The sequence below is a fragment of the Catenuloplanes japonicus genome, from assembly GCF_000717135.1.
Lineage (GTDB): Bacteria > Actinomycetota > Actinomycetes > Mycobacteriales > Micromonosporaceae > Catenuloplanes > Catenuloplanes japonicus.
On the sequence record NZ_JNXY01000045.1, the window covers coordinates 41,551 to 59,446 of the forward strand.

Below are 17,896 nucleotides of genomic sequence, written 5' to 3' on the forward strand. Positions count from 1 at the left end.
GCCGCCGCCGGTGCTGGCGCCGGCCGGGCGATCCCGCGGTTCACCGCCGAGCGGGCGATCCTGCGGTTCAGCGACGGCGACGTTCTCAGGCGGGATCACTGAGTCCTCCTGATACCTGCGGGTGACGCCTCGCGGGTGTGAAATCTTTCGGCGCCGGTCCGCAGCCTATTTTCGGTCAGCCTTCTGTGCGAGGGTGAGGATGCCGCGACCGCCAGGCTGCTATTTCCCGAAATTTCGGGCGCGGAGTGCCCGTTGATCGACGCGGGCCTGGAGCGTGACGCTAAACCCGAGTAAAAGCGACCGGCAATTGGCCGCGGCCCACGAGCTTGCTTCGGTGATCCAGGCGTCCCTCATGCTGTTCTAACAGCATGAGGGACGCCTGGATCACTGGCCGGCGTCGCTCTGAATGCCGAAATTCCGGGTGCGTGCGGCGCCCGGACATCGTGCGGATACGCACCGGTCGGGTGTGGTGGCCGCTATGAGGTCTCGATGCGCCGGATCAGGCCTTCGAGGATGAGGGCCAGGCCGGCCTCGAAAGCCGCCTCGTGATCAACGACGGGCGCGTCGGGCGGCAAATCCGCGCCGGTGCCGGGGCCGGCCTGCTCTTCGAGGACGCTACCGACCGTGAAGCGGCCGGCGGCCAGCATCGCCATCTGCGCGTCGTGTTCCGGGACGCCGGCGGCGACGAGGAACGCCATTTTCACGCGAAGCCGCGCGATGTCGCTGGTGGGTGTGCTGCCCGCGTGGAGGCGGGCGCCGTCGCGGCGCAGCAGCAGCGTGCGCCGGAAGCTGCGGGTGTTGTCGAGGAACCAGGTGCGCCAGTCGTCGCCCGAGACCGGCAGCGGGGCGGTCGCGTGCGGGGCCATCGCCGCCTCGGCCATGGCGGTGAGCAGGTCTTTCTTGGTGCGGAAGTGCCAGTACAGCGAGGGTTGCTCGACGCCCAGGCGGCGGGCCAGCTGGCGGGTGCTGACGGCGTCGAGTCCGAGCTCGTCGAGCAGTGCGAGCGCCTCGGAGACCACGGCGTCGCGGTGAATTTTCGTCACTTGCCCAGCCTATCGCTGATAGATATGCTGCCAAAATCAATCACCGATAGATTTTGGGGTGAGAATCATGCGCATCCTCATCGCGGGTGGCGGCATCACGGGCGAGGCGCTGGCCTACTGGCTGGTGCGCGGCGGTCACCGCGTGACCGTCGCCGAGCGCTTCCCGGCGCTGCGGGCCACCGGCGCCCAGGTCGACCTCCGCGGGCAGGGCATCGAGGCGATCACGCGGATGGGACTGCTCGAGGCGGTCCGCGGGAAGCTCGTGGACGAGGCCGGGGTCGCGTTCATCGACGCCACCGGGCGGGCCAGGGCCACGATCATGGCCAACACGTCCGGGCGCGGCCGGCAGACGCTGACCTCGGAGTACGAGATCATGCGCGGAGACCTGGTGCGCATCCTGCACGACGCGGCAAACGACGCCGAGCACCTGTTCGGCCGGAGCGTGGACGGCTTCACGCAGGACGGGGCGCGGGTCGTCGCGCGGTTCTCCGACGGGTCCAGCGGGGAGTTCGACCTGCTGATCGGCGCGGACGGGCAGGGCTCACGGATCCGGCGCGCGATCCTGCCGGCGGGCGCCGATCCGTACTGGCGGGTCGGCATTCACATGGCCTACTGGTTCGTGCCGCGGATCGCCTCGGACGGCAACATCCGGGACACGTTCATGGTGCCGGGCGGCCGGCAGATCATGCGCCGCAGCCACAACCCGGCCGAGACCCAGGTCTACTTCGTGCTGCGGGAGGCGTCCGAGGAGGCCTCGGCGATCCACCGGCAGCCCGTGGAGCGGCAGCGGGAGTTCTGGGCCGGCCGGTTCCGGGACGCGGGCTGGCAGACCGCGCGGTTCATCGACGGCATGGAGAGCAGCCCGTTCTTCTACTCGCAGGAGGTCGCGCAGGTGCGCATCGGCGCCTGGTCCGAGGGCCGCGTCGTGCTGGCCGGCGATGCGGCGCACTGTGCTTCCCCGTACAGCGGAATGGGGGTCTCGGGTGGTCTTGTGGGTGCGTATGTGCTGGCCCGAGCGATCAATGAACGTCCGGACGACCTGCCGGCGGCGCTGGCGAGCTACGAGGCCGTGCTGCGGCCGTTCGTCGACCGGATCCAGGGTGAGGTGAAGCCGCGGCTGCTGCGCCTGGCGCTGCCGACCTCGCAGCGGGCGATCGACGCGTTCCGCTTCACCACCTCGCTGGCCTGTTTCCTGCACCTTCCGGACCTGGCCGCGCGCCTGGCCACGGAGGACCGGGGCGGCGACTGGCGGCTACCGGGTGGGGTCCACGAGGATCTTGGCGTGCCGGCCGGGCGTGGAGAGCAGGTCGAACGCGGCGGGGAGTGAGCCGAGCGGGATCACGTCGGTGACCAGCGGGCGGGGGTCGAGACGGCGGCGGGCGAGCAGGCGCAGCGCGTCGTGGAACTCCGGCGGCGCGTATCCGGAGCTGAACCGCAGGTCGATCTCCTTGTTGCTGGCCATGGTGGGGCGGAACGTGTCCGGCTGCATGCAGACGCCGACCACGACCACGCGGGACCGGATCGGCGTACGCGTGATGATCTGCTCGATGACGCCGGGCAGGCCCACGCACTCGAAGATCACCGGGCCGCGGGGGTTGGCCGCGCGCATGACCGCCTGCCAGGGGAAACCGGGGATGCGGCGCAGGGTGCGGAGCGCGGTCAGCCCGGCCCGGAACAGCTGCGACGCGTCGGTGGCGAAGCCCAGGTCCGGCCAGGGATCCTCCGGGGCCGAGGTGGCGCCGCAGGCGAGCGCCAGCGCACGGCGCCCGGGAGCGAGGTCGGTGGCGATGATCCGGCGCACGCCGGAGGCCCGCAGCATCAGGATGACGGCGAGGCCGATCGGGCCGCAGCCGATGACGACCGCGGTGTCCCGGCGGGTGATCGCGGCACGGTTGACGGCACGGCGCGCGACGGAGAGCGGCTCGGTCAGCGCGGCGACGTCCGGCGGCACGTGACGCGGGACCGGGAACGTGGCGGCCTCGTCGACCAGGACGTACTCCGCGTAGGCGCCCGGGGCGTGCGCGGACAGTCCGGTCAGGTGCACGTCCAGCCCGTGCTGGATCATCGGGACCGAGACGACCGCGCGACCCCGCGGCCAGCGGCGACGGCATCCGGGGCCGTAGGCGTCGATCGTGCCGGTGAACTCGTGGCCCATGATCACGCGCTGGTCGTGGCGCATGAAGCCGGTGTAGCCGATCTCCGCGGTGGCGTCCGCCGCGGCGTCGGCGTGGTGACGGGCGTGCAGGTCGGAGCCGCAGATGCCGGCGCGGGTGACGCGCAGGCGGATCTGACCGGGGCCCGGCTCGGGGGTGGGGACGTCGGTGACGCTGAGGACGCCCTTCTCGCTGATGACGGCGCGCATGAGGCCATTGTGGACCGCCGTTTGGCATGATCGATTAAGTGCGTGGCAGTTTCCGGGCAAATCGCCGCCGGGTGTCCTGGTTGAGGCTGATTTGCCTGTCGGGACTTTGACTGAATTCGATGCCGGACGTCGGAAGTGCTCAAAGTTCCTCAGGTCCGGCCGGTCGATGCCGATCAACGGACTGCGCGAACCACGCCCGGTGCTCGCCGAAGGAGCGTCCCATGGCCAAGCGATTGACGGCCCTCATCATCCTCGTCCCGCTTCTGGTGCTCGCGCTCATCTGGATGCACGGCAACGAACAGCGCCTCGGCGACCAGACCAGCGAGATGATCTGCTCCCTGCGCCCCTGCTGATTCCGGCTCGGCGGCGAGCGGGATGATGTCCCGCTGTGGAGATCAACTGTCCCCGGTGCGCCATCGCGCTCGTATCGCCCGGCGGCGGCCCGCCCTGGTGCCCGGCCTGCGAGTGGAACCTCGACGCCTACGACGAGCGGCGCCCGCCGGAGCTGGGCTGGCGCTGGCTGGACCGGCGCGCGCACCGGCTGGCCTACCGCCTGACCATGGCCCGGCACGCCGAGTTGCACGCGGACCCGGCCCGGCCGATGCCCGGCGGCGGCCGTACCCGCGTGGTGTTGCTCGTCGCCTCGGTGCTGCTGCTGGCCGTGATCGCCGGGATCGTCGTGCTCGGCGCCTGGATCGTGATCGCGACCTGGCTCAGCCTCGCCACCGTGTTCGGCGTGCTGTTGCTGCTCATCGCGTACGCGGTCCGGCCGCGCCTGGGCCGCCTCGACCGCGACGCCGACCGCCTCGACGAGATGACCGCGCCGACGCTGTTCGCGCTGCTCCGCCGCGTCGCGGACGCCACCGGCGCGCCGATGCCGGACGTGGTCGAGGTCGACGCGGTGCTGAACGCGTCCGCGGCCACGATCGGGCTGCGCCGCACCCGGGTGCTGCGCCTCGGGCTGCCGCTGTGGGCCGTGCTCACACCGCAGGAACGCGTCGCGCTGCTCGGCCACGAACTCGGCCACTTCGTCAACGGCGACACCCGGCGCGGCGCGCTGACCGGCGTGGCGACGCGGACGTTCGGCGAACTGGCGCTGCTGCTGCGTCCCGGGCCGCCCGCCGGCGACACGCTGGTCATGATGATCGCCGACCTGATCACCCGCGCGATCCTGCGGGTGCTCTGCACCGGCGCGGTCGCGGTGCACGTGCTGCTGGTCTGGCTCAGCATGCGCGACGGGCAGCACGCGGAGTACCTGGCGGACGACCTCGCGGCCCGCGCCGCCGGCACCACCGCCGCGGTCTCGTTCCTCGACCTGCTGTGCCGCGCCGAGACGCTGGACATGATCGTGCGCCGGGACGCCCGCGCCGGGCTGGAACCGCCGTTGTGGCGCGCCTCCGTGGACGAGCTGCGGGCCGCGGACCCGGTCGTGCGCCAGCGTGCAATCCGGCAGGAGGTGTCGATGTTCGCCGGTCACCCGCCGTCCGGGCTGCGCGCGCGGCTGATCGAGGCCCGAGCACCGCACGCGCCCGCGGTGGTGCTCGCGGAGAGTGACGACGCCTCGATCGACGCGGAGCTGGCCAAGCGGTACGCGGTCGCCCGGCGGGAGATCGCGATCGGCGGGTAACCGGTCAGCCAACCGGCCGGGTCCACCCGCCGACGCCCTTCGCCGACCGGCCGGGTTTACACCCGCCGACGCCCTTCCGCATCCTGAGAGAACCCTTCCAACATCCGGGACCCAAGATCCTTGCGGCTCTGGTGGCCCTTTCCCGGCCCGAATAAGGGCCACCAGAGCCGCAAGGATCTTGAGCCGCCCCATCGGCCGCCGCCGGACAGGTGTTTCGTCCTTCAAGCGCAAGCACCCACAAAGGTGACCGCCTGGCTGCCCCGTCTGCCATCGACCCGCCCGCAGGGGAGCAGATCATCGGCAGGGCCGCCACCAACGCACCGCAGGCAAACAGCGGAACGCAAGCCTGAACCCGACCACGACGCAACCGGCAGCAGCCCGCCCGACGTAACCCTCAAAACCGGACCACCCGAGAACCGCAGCCCATCAGCGAGAAGCGACCACCCAAACGCGAGAACCACGAAGCCGCCGCCCGGCAGACCAAAGCTGGCGGCCCTGCCGATGATCTGCTCGGCTTGTCCCGGGTCGATGACAGACGGGGCAGACAGGCCGCACGAAACCCGACCACCCGCCTGGATGGCAGCGCAGCTGCAAGGTCTTGGACCCTGCCCCGGAGCCGGAGCGCTCCCGCCGGAGGCCCGCCGGAGGCAAAAACCGCAGCCAGCCCACCCAACGCAACCAATAACACGAAATTTCGGGCGCGCCAGCGCCCCGCTGACCGCCCCGCTGACCGCCCCGCTGACCGCCCCGCTGACCGCCCCGCTGACCGCCCCGCTGACCGCCCCGCTGACCGCTCCTGGACCGGAGCCCAACCCCGAAGCGTCAAGCACTGACCGCAGACAACAACTGCAGCTTCTCGTAACTGTCGGTCCCAGGAACCGCCGTATACACCATCAACACATGAGACTGCCCCGGATCGACCAGCGGCTGGCACGTCAGATCCAACCGCCCGACCAGCGGATGAATGAAGCGCTTACCCTCATCCGGCCGGATCCCGACCTCATGCTCATTCCAGAGCTGACGAAACTCCTCGCTGCGTGGCAACAGCAGCTCGGCGAGCTGCTCCGCCCGCGACCCCGGCCCCCGCAGCGTGACGATCCCGCGCAGTCCGGACGCGAACATCCGGGACAGGAACGCGTGATCCTCCGGCGCGTAGATCTCCCGGCTCGCCGGATCCGTGAACCAGCGGAAGCCACGACTGCGCTCCGGCCCCGTGTAACACGTCGTATCCCCGGTCAGCGCCACCCCGAGCGGCGTCTGCCGGAGCGTCTCCCCGAGCTCGGTGACGATTTCCGCCGGCGTGTCGGTCAGCCGGTCGAGGACCCGCAGCAGCCCCGGGCTGATGTGCTCGCTGACCGTACCCCTGGCCGGTGGTTGATGCCCTGCGAGCCGGAACAGATGGTCACGCTCGTCGAGCGAGAGGTGCAGCCCCTGCGCGATCGCGGCGAGCATCTGGCCGGACGGCTGCGGCCCCCGCTGCCGCTCCAGCCGTGCGTAGTAGTCGGTCGACATGTGGCAGAGCAGCGCCACCTCCTCGCGGCGCAGCCCGCCGGTCCGGCGGCGCAGCCCGCGTGGCAGCCCCACGTCCTCCGGCTGCAGCGACTCCCGCCGACGCCGCAGGAACTCCGCCAGCCCGACCCGATCGATCATCTCTCGTTTCTACCTGCCCGCACCCGGGCCCAGCCACGGCTCGCCGATCCCCCCTTCGGCCGCCGCCGCCGCCGACACGCGCCGCCGCCGACACGCGCCGCCGCCGACACGCGCCGCCGCCGACACGCGCGGTCATCGGGCGAAAAGGTTGGCGCCGACCGTGCACAGCACGGACAGCAGGATCGACCCCAGGATCATCGCCAGACAACCCACGCCGCCGCCCAGTGGTCTGATCTCCCGCATACCGGGCCCCTACCCGGCGTCGGCCCGCGTCAATCGTCGCGGCCTCCCGGTCGAGCGGTCTCCGGGGATCTGTGAGATCTTCAGGGTGACCCTGCGGGGGTAGGCCGATCGGCCTACCGCTGCGCCGTACGCCCCGGAGCTGCGTATCCTCATGGAGATTCCGGACCGGGAGAGCCCAAGACGATGACTGAGCGCGTGCTCGTCGGCGATGTCGGCCGTGACCTCGCCGCGGTGGCATGGGACGGTACCCCGCTGGGACCGCCACAGGGCTGGCCGCAGAGTCTCCGGACCGCGGTCAGCATCCTGTTGTCCTCGCGGTTCCCGATGTGGATGGCCTGGGGTCCTGACCTCACGTTCTTCTGCAACGACGCGTACCGGCGGGACACGCTCGGCCGCAAATATCCGTGGGCGCTCGGCCGGCCGGCCGGCGAGGTGTGGGCGGAGATCTGGGACGACATCGGGCCGCGGATCGACGGCGTGCTCGGCACCGGCGAGGCGACCTGGGACCAGGGCCTGCTGCTGTTCCTGGAGCGGTCCGGCTACACCGAGGAGACCTACCACACGTTCTCCTACAGCCCGTTGCGGGACGACGCGGGCGCGGTGGTCGGCATGCTGTGCGTGGTCACGGAAGACACCGAACGGGTGATCGGCGCGCGGCGGATGGCCACGCTGCGGGACCTCGGCTCGGATCCGAGCGCCATCCGTACCGTCGACGAGGTCCTGACCTTCACGAGCGCCCAGATCGGGCGGAACCTGCGCGATCTGCCGTTCACGCTGACCTACCTGGTCGAGGACGGGGTGTCGCGGCTGGCGAGCGCCACCGGCATCGACCACGGGCTGGAGATCGCGCCGCCGGCCGGCGAGTCGGTGCTCGTGGACCTGGACGGCGAGCTGCCCACCGGCGAGTGGGAGCAGCCGCCCACGCAGGCGCTGGTCGTGCCGTTGCTGCAGCAGGGCGGCGAGACCTTCGGGTTCATGGTCGCGGGGCTGAACCGGTTCCGGGCGCTGGACGACGGCTACCGGGGGTTCGTGGAACTGGTCGCCGGGCACGTCACCACCGGCATCGCGAGCGCGCGCAGCTATCAGGCGCAGCAGCACCGGGCCGAGGAGCTGGCCGAGCTGGACCGGGCGAAGACCGCGTTCTTCTCGAACATCAGCCACGAATTCCGTACCCCGCTGACTTTGATCATGGGTCCTGTGGAGGATCTGCGCGCCCGGCTCGGCGCCGGCGACGCGGACCTCGCGGTCATCCACCGCAACGCGCTGCGCCTCGGCAAGCTGGTCAACACGCTGCTCGACTTCTCCCGGATCGAGGCCGGGCGCATGCAGGCCCGGTACGAGCCGGTCGACCTCGCCGCCGCCACCGCGGAGCTGGCCAGCGTGTTCCGGTCCGCGATCGAGCGCGCCGGGCTGACGCTTGCGGTCGACTGCCCGCCACTGCCGGAACCGGTCCACCTCGACCGCGGCATGTGGGAGAAGGTGATCCTGAACCTGCTCAGCAACGCGCTCAAGTTCACGTTCGCCGGCCACGTGCGCGTCACGGTCCGGGCCGAGGGCGGCTCCGCGGTGGTGACGATCGCGGACACCGGCATCGGCGTGCCGCCGGACGAGATCCCGCGACTGTTCGAGCGCTTCCACCGCATCGAGCACGCCCGGTCGCGGTCCAACGAGGGCAGCGGCATCGGTCTCGCGCTGGTCCGGGAACTGGTCGAGCTGCACGGCGGCACGATCATCGGCGACAGCGTGCTCGGCGAGGGCACCACGTTCCACATCCGGCTGCCGTTCGGCGTCGATCATCTCCCGGCCGACGCGCTGGTCCCGGCCGGTGCCTCAGTCACCTCCGACGCCGACCCGTACGTGGAGGAGGTGTCGCGCTGGCTCCCCACCGTCGACACCGCGGACACCGGTAGCCGGCCGACCGTGCTGATCGCGGACGACAACGCGGACATGCGCGACTACCTGACCCGGCTGCTGGAGTCCGCCGGGCACCTCGTGCAGTCCGTCCCGGACGGCCTGGCCGCGCTGGAGGCCGCCCGTCGCCGCCGGCCCGACCTGATCGTCAGCGACGTGATGATGCCGCAGATGGACGGCCTGCAACTGGTCGCGGCACTGCGTGCCGACCCGCGCACCGCGGGCACGCCGGTGCTGCTGCTCTCCGCGCGCGCCGGCCAGGAGGCGTCGATCGAGGGCCTGGAAGCGGGCGCGGACGACTACCTGGTCAAGCCGTTCTCGTCCGCGGAGCTGCTGGCCCGGGTCCGCGGCAACCTGAAGCTGGCCCGGCTGCGCAACCACCACGCCCGGTGGCGGAGCGCGCTGATCGACTCGCTGCAGGAGGCGTTCTTCGTCAGCGACGAGGACGGCGCCATCATCGAGATGAACTCCACGTTCACCGACATTCTCGGGTACGGCCCGGAAGGGCTGCCCTACCCGCCGGTCCACCCGTGGTGGCCGGACCGGGACGCCGACCCCGAGGGCCACCGGCTGGTCGAGGCCGCGCTCGCGATGCTGCTGGAGCACAGCCGCGGGTCGTACACGATCCCGGTCCGGCACCGCGACGGCCACCGGCTCTGGGTCGCGGCCGCGTTCAACCAGGTCCAGGACCCGGACACCGGCCGCCGCGTCATCGTCGGCACGTTCCGCGACGTCACCGCGGAACACTACGCGGTGCAGCGGGACAGCACGCTCGCCGCGCTCAGCGTGCGGCTCTCCCAGGCGGACAGCGTCGACGGCGCACTGCGCGGCGTGCTCCCCGTGCTCAAGGATCTGTGGCGGGCCACCGGCGTCTACGCGGTCGTCTACACCGACGCGGGCACGCCCACCATGGTCGCCACCGAGCCGCGTACGCTCCCCGAGGACCGCTACGCCCGCCTCGCCACGCTCCGGCACACGCCGCTGCTCACACCGGTCGCCGACGACCTGACCGGCGCCGGCATCACGCTCGAGCACCCGGACGGCACCATGGTCCTCTGGATCGACATGGCCGAGAAGCGGCCGTTCACCCAGCAGGACCAGACGCTCCTCGCGCTCCTCGCCGGCCACCTCGGCCAGGGCCTGCACCGCATCCACCAGATCGACCAGCAACGCGAGACCGCGCTCGCGCTCCAACGCGCCATCCTCGGCCCCGCGCAACTGCCCACCGGCTTCGAGGTCCGCTACGCGCCCGCCACCCGCCCGCTCAAGGTCGGCGGCGACTGGTACGACACGGTCACGCTCCCGGACAACCGGATCGGCATCGTGGTCGGCGACTGCGTCGGCCACGGCCTCGAGGCCGCCACCGTCATGGGCCAGGTCCGCAGCGCCTGCCGCGCACTCCTGCTGCAGAACATGGACCCGGCCGCCACGCTCACCGCGCTCGACCGGTTCGCGGCCCAGCTGCCCGGCGCCATGTGCACCACCGTCTTCTGCGGCGTGCTCGACACCGAGACCGGCGAACTCCGCTACGCCAGCGCCGGCCACCCGCCCGCCATCGTCACCCACCGCGACGGCGCCACCGATCTGCTCGACCAGGGCCGCTCCCGCCCGCTCGGCGTCCGCGGCAACGGCGAACGCCCCGAGGCCAGCTACCGCGTCCCGCCGCGCGCCACGCTGCTGCTCTACACGGACGGCCTCGTCGAACGCCGCCGCCAGGCACTCACCATCGGCATCGACCGGGTCAGCGCGCTCGTCCAGCACGGCCGCTCCGCGCCGCTGGAGGAGCTGGCCACCGACGTCATGGAGAGCATGGCGCCGCCGGCCGGCTACGACGACGACGTGGCCCTGCTGCTCTATCGCCACCCCGGCCCGCTCGACCTCGAGTTCCCGGCCGACGCCACCCGCCTCGCCCCGATCCGCTCCACGCTGCGCGGCTGGCTCGACCGCTCCGGCGTCGACACCGGCACCGCGCAGAACGTCCTGGTCGCCGCCGGCGAAGCCTGCGCCAACGCCATCGAACACGGCCACCGCCAGGTCCGCGGTCTGATCCGCCTGTCCGCGCTGGTCACCGCCCACGACGTGCGCCTCGTCATCACCGACACCGGCCATTGGCTCCCCCCGCGCCCGGCCGAAAACCCCTACCGCGGACGTGGGCTTATCCTGATCCGCGCGTTGATGAACGAGGTCACCATCACCACCGGCACGACCGGCACCGTCGTCGGCATGCGAGCGAGGATCCCGGGATGACCACAGAGCTGACCTTCGCCACGTCAGAGCGGCCGGACGGTGTGCTGGTGCTGGCCGTCGCGGGGGAGATCGACATGAGCAACGCGGAGGCGTTCTCGGTCGCGCTGACCGAGACGCACCGGGAGGCCGGTGCTGGCTCGTTCGTCGTCGATCTGACGCGGATCGGGTATCTGGACAGTGCGGGGCTGGCGGTCCTGTTCCGGCATGTCGAGCAGTTGGAACTGGTGGCGGCGCCGTTGCTGGCGCCGGTGCTGGCTATCGCTGGGCTCGACGACATTACGACGATCAAGGGCTGATTGCATTTTCCCACTTTGTGGGTGGTCGCTTTGGGCATGCTCCCGCGGGCTTGCAGCCCGTGGGTGGTCGCGTTTCACGCGATTTTCGCGACGGCTGAGGTGTGGTCTCGCGGGTTGCGCCGGCCGGGGGCAGCGCGCCGTTGCTCACTTCTTCCAGGGCCGGTTCGGGCGCTGGTGCGCCCGAAATTTCGTGTTATTGGTGGCGGCCCTGCCGATGATCTGCACCCTTGCGTGCGGGTCGATGGCAGACGGGGCAGCCAGGCGGTCACCTGTGTGGGTGCTTGGGTTCCGGATGTCGGAACAAGGTTCTTGGGATGTGGTCTGTTCGGGGCGGAGCCTCGTGGGCATATCGTGTGGCGTCATTCCTGAAATACGGAGGTATTTGGATATGTCGTCGTATGACGTGCGTGCGCGGTCGGCTGCTGCACCCGCGGTGGTGTTCGGGGTGCTGGCGGATGTTGCCTCCTGGCCGTCCTGGCAGCAGATCAGCAAGATTCGTGCGGAGGGGGAGACGTGGGTGGTGGGGGACCGGCCGAGGACGGTCGTTCAGGTCACGGATTCTGTGCCTGACCGGAGTCTTACCTATGTCGAGATCTCCGAAACGCTGTGGCGTGGGTACCGCTCCACGATCGACCTGACGCGGTCCGTGGACGGCGGCACCGACATCCGCTGGCACTGTACGTTCCGCAGCCGGCCCCCGTTCCTTGATGGCTTCTGGCGCTGGTACCTGCAGAAAGAGATGCAGAAGAACGTGGACGCGCTCGCGCGGAAGGCTGCCGCCGGACGCTGATCGAGATGTCAGATGTCGAGCGGCGGGCTGTGCTCGGTTTCGCTCTCCCAGCTGCGGTCTCCGTAGCCTCCTGGTCCGGTCGGGCCGATGTGTTGTGCATGAGGTACTCCGAGGGAAGGCGTTCATCGCCGGGGGAGGCGGAGGGTGCAGGTGAGCATGGGGAGGGGTGAAGGTGCCGGTGGCGGATGCCGGGTGGCTGGAGAGGAAGGTGCGGATGCGGGTGAGGGTGTCGGCGCGGGTGCGGGACGGCATGACCAGGAGGCCTGCGCGGGTGGCGAGAGTGGCGGTGAGGGACGTGGCGGTGCGGCGCTGACCGTGGGGGAAGGTCGCGGTTTCCGGCGGGGCGAAGAGGTCGAGCGTGCGGGCGCGCTGGTCGCGAACATGCTCGGCGACGGTGTGGATCTGGCCGGGCATCCGCTGGACAAACCGCTCACCTCGGACTTGGTGCCGGATCTGGCCGCGATCAACCGTCGACGCGGCCGGGCCGAGATCTTCGGCGATCTGATCCGGCGCGGCGACACGCTGCGGGTCCTGGTCCCAGTGGGCCACGCTGCCCGGCCGTCCGATCGCCACCGGAGGAGCCGCCGGTCAGAACGCGGCGTCGAACATCTCCGGGAGGCCGGGCGTGGTGGACTCGCCGCTGTAGCCGCAGATGAGCATGGCGCCGGCGGCGGAGGAGACCAGGTAGTCGCGGCCGGTCTCGAAAGCGCCGGAGCCGAGCAGCGTCTCGGAGGCGCCGCCGGTCTGGGCGACCTCGACCTCGGTAACGGGCTCGCCGCGGTAGACCCGGGTCACGTGCAGCGTCACCACGTCGCCGGTCACGGCCGTGACCGTGCCGGCGAAGGCGAAGTCGGCGCGCTCGGCCAGCGTGGCGGCGGTGGGTTCGACGCACTTCGCGCGTACCCCCGCGGCAGTGATCGTGGTGGTGCTCGTCTCGGCCGGGCGGTTCAGCACCCAGCCGGCGATGCCGGCGCCCGCCACCACCAGCGCCAGTGCGGCAGCGGCCGCCAGCAGCACCGGGCGGCGATTCGTCGTGGTAGCAGCCATTGTTTCCTCCATGAGCCGGTCGATCCGGGCGGGAGGCAGCGGTGGCAGTCCCGCCGCCGGGTCGGCGTCCCGCAGCCGCGCGCGCAGATCGTCGTCGTCGGTCATGGGCGTCTCCCTTCTCCCGGCTGCTCATGTCCGGCCGGCGTGCCGGTCTTTCGGAGTTCGTCGCGGAGTTTCTGCTTGGCGCGGTGCAGGCGGATCGAGACCGCGTTCGCCGAGACGGACAGGACCACGGCGATCTGTGCCGGCGTCAGGTCTTCCCAGGCCCACAGGCGCAGCAGCTCCGCGTCCTCGGTGCGCAGCCGGGACAGCGCGGCGTCGAGGTCGTCGTCCGGCACGGCGGGCGCGTCCGCCACGGCCGTCGGCGGGTCGAGCGCGGCGATCCTGGCGGCCAGGCGGCGACGGCGGCGGTGCGCGCGTTCCGCGTTGGCCAGGCAGTTGCGGGCCACGCCGTACGCCCACGGCAGGTGCTCGTCCGGGATCTCCCCGATCCGCCGCCAGCAGATCAGCAGCGTCTCGGAGAGCACGTCGTCCGCGGTGGCCGGGTCCGTGCGCCGGGCCAGGTAGCGGCGCACGGCGTCGATGACGTCCGGGGCCAGTGCCTCGAATCGGGCCGCGTTCACAGGGTCCACCCTGGTTCATGTCCGGAAGCGGGTGGAACCTTTCAGCGTTTCGCGCACGGAGGTCCAGGAGTGCAGCGCGTCACGGACGTCGGCGCGGGGCTCGTCCGATATCGCCCGCTCGTAGGCCTGTTCCAGCACGTCGTCGATGCGCACGCGGGTGCCGGTGGACGCGGACCGGACCGCGGCCTCGACCATGACCAGGCTCATCACGTTCTCGTGGACCTCGCCCATCGGGGGCTCGCCGGTGCGCAGCGCGCGGGTGAACGCGCGTAGCGAGCCGGCGATCTCGAAGCCGGGGTCCGTTCCGGTCGCAGCTTGATCACTTGACGACACCGGCGCGTCGTCGCCGTTCCAGACCGCGCTGCCGTGCTCCGCGGAGAGCCGCCATGCGCCGTTCCAGGACGTCTCCAGGCCGGGCGCGCACCAGCTGCCGGTGTAGACGTAGCGGACGCCGCCGGTCATCTCGAACATCGCGGTCGCGGCGGCGTCGCCGGCGTACCAGCTCCAGGACGGGTTGTGCTCCTCGCAGTAGACCGAGACCGGCTCCTCGCCGAGCACGAACCGCGCGGAGTCGAACGGGTGGATCGCCATGTCCAGCAGCAGCGGGTGGTCCATCGCGTCCCGGAAGCCGCCGAACCGTGGCGCCTTGAAGAACTCCGTGGTCAGCTGGCCGGCCCGGCCGAGCGCGCGGGCCTGCGCGCGCAGCGCCCACAGCTGCGCGTTGTAGCGGCGGGACTGGCTGACGACGAACAGCTCGCCGGTCACCTGCGAGGCCGCGACCAGGGACAACGCCTGTGCGACGGTCTCCGCGACCGGCTTCTCGCCGAGCACGGGCAGGCCGGCGAAGAGCGCCTCGGTGGTGACCGGGTGGTGTGCGGCGGGGACGGTCACGTTGATGATCGCGTCGGCGCCGGTCTCCTTGGCAAGCCTTACTCCGTCGACGCCGGTAGGGACGCGGCCCTCGACCGCCTCGGCGGCGGCTCTTTCGTCGAGGTCCGCGACACCCACGAGATCAACGTCAGGATCGTCCTCGACGGTACGGATCCACGCGCGGCCCATCCCGCCCGCGCCGATTATTACGACTCGCAGCGTCACAGCGCGCCACCGTACCCGTGGCCGTTGAAGAAGTCGTTGGTCTCGTAGCGCAGCAGCGTGGGAGTGGCCCGCTCCGGGCGCAGCGTGACCGCCCACTCCACCGCGTTCGCGATCACCTTCTTTACGTCTTTATGGTGATATGTGGGGTAATCCTGGTCGCCGGGCCGGAAGTAGAAGATCTTGCCGTGGCCGCGCGTGAACGTCAGGCCGGACCGGAACACCTCACCGCCGGAGAACGACGAGATGAAGACCAGCTCGTCCGGCGCCGGGATGTCGAAGAACTCGCCGTACATCTCGTCCTCGTCGATGATCAACGGGTGCGGCACGCCCTGCGCGATCGGGTGGGTCGGGTTCACGGTCCAGACCAGCTCGCGATCGTGCGCCGAACGCCAGCGCAGCGTGCACGTCGTACCCATGAGCTTCATGAAGATCTTCGACCAGTGGCCGGAGTGCAGCACGATCAGGCCCATGCCGGCCAGCACGTGCCGGTGGACGCGCTCGACGACCTCGTCCGACACGTCCGCGTGCGCGGCATGCCCCCACCAGGTCAGCACGTCCGTCTCGCGAAGCACCTCCTCGGTCAGGCCGTGCTCCGGCTGCTCCAGCGTGGCCGTGCGCACGATCACCCGATCGCCCAGGTTCTCCGCCACACCCTGTGCGATCGCGCCGTGCATCCCGTCCGGATAGCGGGCTGCGACGGCAGGTTCGCGCTGCTCATGGACGTTCTCGCCCCAGACGGTGACACGGATCGGTCGACTCACGGACACTCCCTCGATCGTTTGTTCCACCCTGCCATGTTCGTCGATGGTGGTGTTCGCCTGGCACGATCGGACGGTGATAGCCACTCGTGTCCGCGTTCTCCTGTCCGTCGTGGTGGTGCTGGCCCTGGCCGGTGCCATGGCGATGTTCGCCGAGCGGCGGATGCGCCCGCCGGGCCCGCGACCCGCGTTCCAGCTGCCGGTGGCGTGCGGCGAGACGTGGCGGCTGAGCACCTACCCCGGGCACGACGACTTCGACGTCGACTTCTACCCGACGTCCGGCGAGACCTACGGCCGCCCGATCCTGGCGGCCGCGGACGGCACCGTGACCCGGGCCGGCACCAACGGCCGCCTCGGCGACCGCAACCCGGACAATCCGACCGGTCCGATGGGCCGCGGCGGCGGTTACTGGGTGAGAATCGACCACGGTGGCAAGTGGTCCACGCTCTACCTGCACATGCTGGAGCAGCCGATGGTCACCGAGGGTCAGCAGGTCAAGCAGGGCGACCAGCTCGGCAAGGTCGGCAGCACCGGCGATTCCAGCGCCCCCCACCTGCACTTCGAGCAGCTCCGCGACGGCAGCAAGGTCGAGTCGTACTTCAACGGCCGGCCCTCCGGCATCACCCACGACAACGAGGAGTACGCGGTCCGGTTGGAGAGCGCGAACTGTCCCTGAGTGGCACGGACCGGGGAGACGGCGCACGCACGAAGATTTGTACCGTAACGGGCATGTCTAGCCCAGAGATCGCGCCGGCCCGGTCCCGCCGCGGCATCGTCGTCGGCGTCGTGCTGTTCCTGCTGCTGCTCGTCGTCGTGACCGGCCGCTGGTTCTCCTCGAACCTGGTCGCCGGCAGCACCGTCGAGGACCGCGTCTGCGACGACACCACCGGCTGGTGCGTCGAGCACGTCACCCGCGCCGACTGGCTGATCCTCGCCCCCTACGACGAGTGGCACGTGATGACCAAGACCAACTCCGGCCGCTACTACTCCGCCGACAACCCCTTCGACGAGTACTCCGACATCACCTACGACCTCAGCAACGGCGTCTCCATCACCGACGGCACCGTCACCCTCACCTGGCCCAAGCCCGTCCTCGACCGCCTCGGCGACTGACACCCGATATCGGAAATTTCGGGAAATAATGGCCTTCGATCCCATCATGGCCTCGCGCTGACACCGAAAGCTCAGCAACCAGCCCACCCAACGCAACCAATAACACGAAATTTCGGGCGTGGCAGTGCCCGGTTGATCCCCTCGTGCCCAGGTCGCGTCGTGCCCAGACCTCGACGTGCCCAGTCCTCGACACCGAGGACTCAGCAAAAGCGCTACACCCCCGCCGACCACCCATGCCATGGTGTCGGGATGAGTTTCGACGGGATGTGGGTACAGCCGGAAGATGACCCCCGCACGATGGGGAACCCGGTCGGCGAACGCGCGACCATCCGTGAGTACCTCACGAACTATCGCCTCACCCTCGACCTCAAATGCCGCGACCTGACCCCCGCGCAACTGGCCGCACGCTCGGTCCCGCCCTCGACCATGAGCCTGCTCGGCCTGGTACGGCACATGGCACGGGTCGAGCACAACTGGTTCCACCGCGTCCTGACCGGCCACCTCGGCGAACCGCGGATCTACTGGACCCCTGACGACCACGATCTCGACTTCAACCACGCCGACCCCGCACTGGCCGAGGACGCGTTCGCCGAGTGGCGTGCGCAGATCGCGGCCGCGGACGCCTGGCTGGACACGGAGCCGGATCTGGGTGCGGAGGTCCCCAGCCACGACGGCTCCCCGATCGCGGTCCGCGACGTGCTCATTCACATGATCGAGGAGTACGCCCGGCACTGCGGCCACGCGGACCTGCTGCGCGAGTGCATCGACGGCCGGACCGGCCAGTGAGAGTGCACACGGTCGAACTGCTGCCCGACCTGGCGGGCTCGGGATCGCGGTCCGTCCCGCGGCCGAGGGCCGCCTGCGCATTCCGGTCGCCGCGACGTTCCCGCTGGAGAGGGCCGCGGAAGCGCACGCGCTGAGCGAGTCACGGCACGCCCGCGGAAAGATCGTATTCGCGCACCGAGAAAGTCCGGCCGGGTTTTCCCGACCACCGCGGAACCGACCCGAAAATCGAAAGGTGAGTGGGCAGGCGACAGCGCCCGGCGGAGCCGGGTGGGGTGTGGGGTGGGGTCAGGTGGTGGCGGGGTTGG

The 17,896-nt window shown here is 70.7% G+C and carries 17 protein-coding genes; 10 read left to right on the forward strand and 7 right to left on the reverse strand.

Annotated features, from left to right (window positions below):
- Window positions 1–476: 476 nt before the first annotated feature.
- Window positions 477–1,043 (reverse strand): TetR/AcrR family transcriptional regulator C-terminal domain-containing protein, encoded by a 567-nt coding sequence (locus tag OP04_RS44840; RefSeq protein ID WP_033346160.1) that lies wholly within the window; start codon window positions 1,041–1,043, stop codon window positions 477–479.
- 67 nt (window positions 1,044–1,110) lie between these two features.
- Here OP04_RS44840 and OP04_RS44845 point away from each other — a divergent pair, with 67 nt between their 5' ends.
- On the forward strand, window positions 1,111–2,370 hold the full coding sequence (locus tag OP04_RS44845) for an FAD-dependent monooxygenase (protein ID WP_051800025.1): 1,260 nt from the start codon (window positions 1,111–1,113) through the stop codon (window positions 2,368–2,370).
- Here the strand turns inward: OP04_RS44845 and OP04_RS44850 are convergent.
- Window positions 2,296–3,405, reverse strand: coding sequence for an alcohol dehydrogenase catalytic domain-containing protein (locus OP04_RS44850; RefSeq protein WP_033346162.1), 1,110 nt, complete (start codon window positions 3,403–3,405; stop codon window positions 2,296–2,298). The two genes, OP04_RS44845 and OP04_RS44850, sit on opposite strands and share 75 nt — an antisense overlap.
- Before the next feature lie 221 nt (window positions 3,406–3,626).
- On the opposite strand from OP04_RS44850, the gene OP04_RS56640 reads away from it, so the two are divergent.
- Together OP04_RS56640 and OP04_RS44855 are read left to right on the forward strand one after the other, a co-directional pair.
- On the forward strand, window positions 3,627–3,758 hold the full coding sequence (locus OP04_RS56640; RefSeq protein WP_269746747.1) for a hypothetical protein: 132 nt from the start codon (window positions 3,627–3,629) through the stop codon (window positions 3,756–3,758).
- Between the two features lie 35 nt (window positions 3,759–3,793).
- The gene (locus tag OP04_RS44855) at window positions 3,794–5,032 is read left to right on the forward strand and encodes a M48 family metallopeptidase (protein WP_033346163.1); all 1,239 of its coding nucleotides are present in this window, start codon (window positions 3,794–3,796) and stop codon (window positions 5,030–5,032) included.
- An 822-nt stretch (window positions 5,033–5,854) separates the two neighbouring features.
- Here OP04_RS44855 and OP04_RS44860 read toward each other — a convergent pair.
- On the reverse strand, window positions 5,855–6,682 hold the full coding sequence (locus OP04_RS44860) for a helix-turn-helix transcriptional regulator (RefSeq protein WP_033346164.1): 828 nt from the start codon (window positions 6,680–6,682) through the stop codon (window positions 5,855–5,857).
- Between the two features lie 426 nt (window positions 6,683–7,108).
- Between OP04_RS44860 and OP04_RS44865 the strand changes: the two genes are divergently transcribed.
- The 3 genes from OP04_RS44865 to OP04_RS55135 all read left to right on the forward strand — a co-directional run bounded on the left by OP04_RS44865 (window position 7,109) and on the right by OP04_RS55135 (window position 12,169).
- Window positions 7,109–11,083, forward strand: a complete 3,975-nt coding sequence (locus OP04_RS44865; RefSeq protein WP_033346165.1) for a SpoIIE family protein phosphatase — start codon at window positions 7,109–7,111, stop codon at window positions 11,081–11,083.
- On the forward strand, window positions 11,080–11,379 hold the full coding sequence (locus tag OP04_RS44870; RefSeq protein ID WP_033346166.1) for an STAS domain-containing protein: 300 nt from the start codon (window positions 11,080–11,082) through the stop codon (window positions 11,377–11,379). The genes OP04_RS44865 and OP04_RS44870 overlap by 4 nt, the downstream gene beginning before the upstream one ends.
- A 388-nt stretch (window positions 11,380–11,767) precedes the next feature.
- Window positions 11,768–12,169: an SRPBCC family protein gene (locus OP04_RS55135; RefSeq protein WP_198154234.1), complete on the forward strand. Its 402-nt coding sequence runs from the start codon at window positions 11,768–11,770 to the stop codon at window positions 12,167–12,169.
- Window positions 12,170–12,757: 588 nt separating this feature from the next.
- Here OP04_RS55135 and OP04_RS44880 read toward each other — a convergent pair.
- Genes OP04_RS44880 through OP04_RS44895 form a run of 4 tightly spaced genes read right to left on the reverse strand, consistent with a single transcriptional unit; the run spans window position 12,758 to window position 15,695 of the window.
- Window positions 12,758–13,321 (reverse strand): hypothetical protein, encoded by a 564-nt coding sequence (locus OP04_RS44880; RefSeq protein WP_033346168.1) that lies wholly within the window; start codon window positions 13,319–13,321, stop codon window positions 12,758–12,760.
- Window positions 13,318–13,839 carry an RNA polymerase sigma factor gene (locus OP04_RS44885; protein ID WP_051800026.1) on the reverse strand — a complete coding sequence of 174 codons (522 nt, stop codon included), beginning with the start codon at window positions 13,837–13,839 and terminating at the stop codon, window positions 13,318–13,320. The genes OP04_RS44880 and OP04_RS44885 overlap by 4 nt, the downstream gene beginning before the upstream one ends.
- Window positions 13,840–13,854: 15 nt before the next feature.
- On the reverse strand, window positions 13,855–15,030 hold the full coding sequence (locus OP04_RS44890) for a Gfo/Idh/MocA family protein (RefSeq protein WP_332309713.1): 1,176 nt from the start codon (window positions 15,028–15,030) through the stop codon (window positions 13,855–13,857).
- Window positions 14,931–15,695 carry a ThuA domain-containing protein gene (locus OP04_RS44895; RefSeq protein ID WP_198154236.1) on the reverse strand — a complete coding sequence of 255 codons (765 nt, stop codon included), beginning with the start codon at window positions 15,693–15,695 and terminating at the stop codon, window positions 14,931–14,933. The genes OP04_RS44890 and OP04_RS44895 overlap by 100 nt, the downstream gene beginning before the upstream one ends.
- Window positions 15,696–15,768: 73 nt before the next feature.
- On the opposite strand from OP04_RS44895, the gene OP04_RS44900 reads away from it, so the two are divergent.
- The 4 genes from OP04_RS44900 to OP04_RS52655 all read left to right on the forward strand — a co-directional run.
- Window positions 15,769–16,368: a M23 family metallopeptidase gene (locus OP04_RS44900; RefSeq protein WP_033346184.1), complete on the forward strand. Its 600-nt coding sequence runs from the start codon at window positions 15,769–15,771 to the stop codon at window positions 16,366–16,368.
- 53 nt (window positions 16,369–16,421) lie between these two features.
- On the forward strand, window positions 16,422–16,805 hold the full coding sequence (locus OP04_RS44905; RefSeq protein WP_033346172.1) for a hypothetical protein: 384 nt from the start codon (window positions 16,422–16,424) through the stop codon (window positions 16,803–16,805).
- Window positions 16,806–17,054: 249 nt separating this feature from the next.
- Complete coding sequence (locus tag OP04_RS44910) at window positions 17,055–17,591, forward strand: DinB family protein (protein ID WP_033346173.1); 537 nt, start codon at window positions 17,055–17,057, stop codon at window positions 17,589–17,591.
- Window positions 17,592–17,634: 43 nt separating this feature from the next.
- Window positions 17,635–17,896 (forward strand): zinc-binding dehydrogenase (locus tag OP04_RS52655; protein ID WP_157241193.1); only part of this gene is annotated, 262 nt, incomplete at its 3' end.